General features: G+C 49.2%; 2 protein-coding genes. Both read left to right on the top strand.

The features are described 5' to 3' along the window. Positions 1–643 (top strand): AAA family ATPase (locus tag GF309_05330; GenBank protein ID MBD3158193.1); only part of this gene is annotated, 643 nt, incomplete at its 5' end. Between the two features lie 70 nt (positions 644–713). Further along, the gene (locus GF309_05335; GenBank protein ID MBD3158194.1) at positions 714–3,443 is read left to right on the top strand and encodes an AAA family ATPase; all 2,730 of its coding nucleotides are present in this window, start codon (positions 714–716) and stop codon (positions 3,441–3,443) included. Positions 3,444–3,922: the final 479 nt, after the last annotated feature.

Consider the following 3,922-nt stretch of genomic DNA (forward strand, 5'->3'; position numbering starts at 1 on the left):
GAACAAGCTTGATGGTCTGAAAGAAGATGTATCGAAGCTTAGGGAGAGAATCGGTATTCTTGAAGACGAGCAAATCCCCCAGGCAGAAGAGCTGTATGAAGAGTCCAAAAAAGCAGCAGAGAACATCGAGGAGATAGGAGAGAAGCAACGGAAAGCTGCAAAGGCACTCAAGGTGGTAAATAGGATACGCCAGTTCTATCGCGAAGTCCAGAAGCCACTACGCCGACGGGATACCAGTAGGGCTTCTAGACACGCCACCGAGATATTCAAGACTCTGATCGGTTCTAACGAGTATGACCAAATCAGAATCGCCGATAATCACGATTTATTGATTTCACGTTTCGGTAGCTTCGAACCAATGCGGACGCTTTCAGGAGGAGAGCAGGTCTTGGCTGGACTTGCTGTACGCCTTGGATTTGCACGAGCCCTGGCTACGAGCGATCTCTTGATGCTTGATGAGCCGACAGCATACCTCGATGACCAGCGAAAGGCCGAACTTGTTGAGACACTTGACAATGTGACTCCTGCAAATCAGCTGCTCATAGTTACCCATGATGACGAGTTTCAGAGGGTGGCGCAGCGCGTCATTCACGTTGACAAGGACGAAAGCATGCTGGTATCAAGCATCTCCCATGAAGGATGATGTGGTCGCTTCCATTGATTTCGTCCCGTGAGTCACAATGCAGGGTCTTCAGTTATGAATTGGTGATTGCATGAGACTACAGAACGACAAAGTGGCAATGAGTGATACCGAGAAATTCTACTTCGTCTTGAGTGTGATTCTCGGCATTGCGGCAGCCTTTCTGACGTACGGACTCTCCATTCTTCTTGTCGCTCTGGCGTGGTATCTCCACTACAAATCTGAGAAGCGGCGCGAACGCAAAATGCGAGAGAAGGCCAGACAGATTCGAGCTCCTCTTCTGGAAGGCAAATCTAGGATTGCGGATTTACGTGGGTATGATCGCTATCTGCCCACGAAGAAAAAGCAGCTCTATCAGGAGCCCTTTCGAAAGGTCAAGAATCAACTTCGAAATCTGCCTACCGAGTATGAAGAGCTTTGGCAAGATATCAAGAAGGAAGCCAGTGAATGCTTGAGATTCCTATCAGACTACAACTCGACGTATTTCAAGAAGGAGCAAGAGAGACACCCGGAATTCTTCAGCGGTGAGAGGTTCCATGATGGCCAATCTTTCAACAAGAAACAGATCGAAGCTATCCTGACGAACGATTACAGTAACCTTGTCATTGCGGGGCCTGGCGCCGGGAAGACGCGGGTGTTGACCTCACGAGTCGCTTACTTCGTTCACTACAAAGACGTACCGCCGGAGAGAATCCTCGTCATTGCATTCAACAACAATGCTGTCGGTGAGGTTGAACAGCGGCTAAAAACTCGATTTGGGATTGAAGATGTGCAGGTGCGAACCTTCCATAGTCTGGGATTGAGTATACTGGCAACGTCAAGCAATTCGTCGCGGCGCCTGTCCATCGAATCTCAGCGCAACAATGTGATTCGAGGTATCATCGAAGAATTGCTCGAGCAAAGCGATGAGTACCGAACCAAGTATCTAACACACCTATCGCAGTGGGAAGAAGATGAAGACAGTGAATCCTCTGACGAAGAGGAAGAGAAGCGAATAGATGAAGAGTTTCGTTTGAAGGAAGGCGAATCATATTTTGCTATTGACGGAACTTTTGTGAAGAGCTTGGCTGAACGTGATATTGCGAACTTCTTCATCAAGCACGGAATCGATTACGAGTATGAGAAGCAGGTGGATTGGCACGACAAAAACGATCCAGAAAAGACCTATTGTCCTGACTTCTATCTGCCGAAACTTGATGTCTACCTGGAGCACTGGGCGGTTTCAGCCGATGGAAAGGCACCTCCATTCTTTGACGAAACCGAAGCGGAAGAGTACAAGACATCCATGGAGTGGAAGCGTTCGCAATACGAGAAGCATGGGAAAACCCTCTGGGAAACCAACCACACCATGTTTGCCGAAAACGAATTGGAGCAGCATCTGACGAAAAGGCTTTCCGACCGCGGGGTGAATCCAACGCCATTGACATATCGAGAGCTTCTGGCTGAGGTTGGACTGGACAAGAACGCATCAGATACTGTCCAGCAATCCATCCTGACAGCAATCAGAGCGGCCAAGGTTTACGGCCACACCCCCGCTTCGCTTGCTTCACGTATAGAGAACCTGAGCAAGAGTAAACGACAACGAAAAGAAGCAGAGTTCATTCTTGACTTGGTCTTGGAGGTGTTCAGCCGGTATGAGCAGTATCTGAAGGAAGAGGGCAAGATAGATTTCGATGATATGATCAACAAAGCTGTCCGACTGCTCGAAAACACGGACACAGCCGAAGAGCTGGACTTGGGCCCCTATGACCTGATTATGGTTGATGAGTTTCAGGATATCTCATATCCACGCCTGAAGCTACTGAAGGAACTGAAGGGACTGTTTGACGATTGCCGATTGTTCTGCGTTGGCGACGACTGGCAAGCGATCTACGGATTTGCTGGGTCTTCCGCTCATTACATGATTAAGTTTGACGAGTGGTTCCCAGATGCGGCACGCGTATTTCTGAACCAGAACTATAGGAACCCTCCCGAGGTGCTCGATTTTGGCTCCGAAGCCATAGAGGATTGTTCCGAGAAGATCTCAAAAACCCTGAAACCACGGAAGCCATCTGATGACGAAGACTCAGTTCCAGCTCTGCTCATCGAGCGCATTCAAGCAAGGAACGTATTTGGCTTCAGACGAAAGCAGAACCGGATTGCTTTTGACTCGATAAAGAAGCTCATTGACGAGGGGATACCGCCTCCGGAGATCCTTGTCCTCTCCCGGTTCAACTTCGGATACGCTGACCTGAGGGATGCCTGTACCGAAGCTGAGGATATCCCTGTTGAAATCAGAAGAGGCTCCGATACGCGTAGAGAGGGCGTGCGGTTCATGTCCATCCACAAGAGCAAAGGACTTGAAGCCGACTACGTGTTCCTCTTGAATGTGTATGAAGGGACGTTTGGCTTCCCGCCTGACATCACATCTGAGATGAATTTCGACATCATCAACCCTGACCTATCCAAAAGTATCGATGAGGAGCGCAGGCTGTTCTTTGTGGCTGTGACGCGGGCTCGGAAGCAATGTGTTGTGTTCACTCAGAAGGATGAAGTGTCCCAATTCCTGGTTGAAAATTCGATTTACAGCCACCACTATCCGAAGAGGATTGGGCGTCGATTCCACGGTCGTGTGGTCGGGCAGACCCAGAAGGCCTACAGGCTCCAAGCAGTCCTCAGCCCGAGCTGCGAGGTTGAGTTCTGGGCCCCGAAGAGTGTGACAAATATACAGGGACTCACTAATGACGACTCATTATCGCTCATCGAGATTGATAGGTGGTGGTATCGTGATGAGATGACGAAGAAATTCGAGGAGTTGTTTTGACCCTCTGTGAGGGCTAGTACCAGATCGATACTTGGTTTCTTGATGAATCTGTTCGTTTTCGTTGCATTGGTTCTCCTGCTACGCTTATTTTGCGTTTCGCCCTTTTGAGAGGACTTGAAATGCGCAAACGTTCCAGAATCCTGTGTGCGACCTTATAAAGGGGTGCGCCAAAACCCCTCCATCGAAAAATCGGATTTTCACCCCTCGGAGAGCCGCTCTACGAACGATTCTAAGCTCAAAAATGGCCGTTTTGTGTGCGAGCTTATAAAGGGGGGTCGGAAAACCCCTCCATCGAGAAGGTCTCCGGAAAGCGGAGTTATGAGGGTTCCGTTGGGCAAAATTCATATGTCAAAGGGGGCTGTTACAGAGCATAATCCGATAGAACCGGAATTGCAACTATCCGCCTTTCTGCTGAGGGGTAAGCTCTTTCTTCGGTTACAGAGCATAATCCGATAGAACCGGAATTGCAACCTCAGCTC

The sequence above is a fragment of the Candidatus Lokiarchaeota archaeon genome, from assembly GCA_014730275.1.
Lineage (GTDB): Archaea > Asgardarchaeota > Thorarchaeia > Thorarchaeales > Thorarchaeaceae > WJIL01.

Coding starts and splice junctions, on each gene's coding strand:
- GF309_05335 (MBD3158194.1), top strand. CDS start 714: ATGAGACTACAGAACGACAAAGTGGCAATGAGTGATACCGAGAAATTC.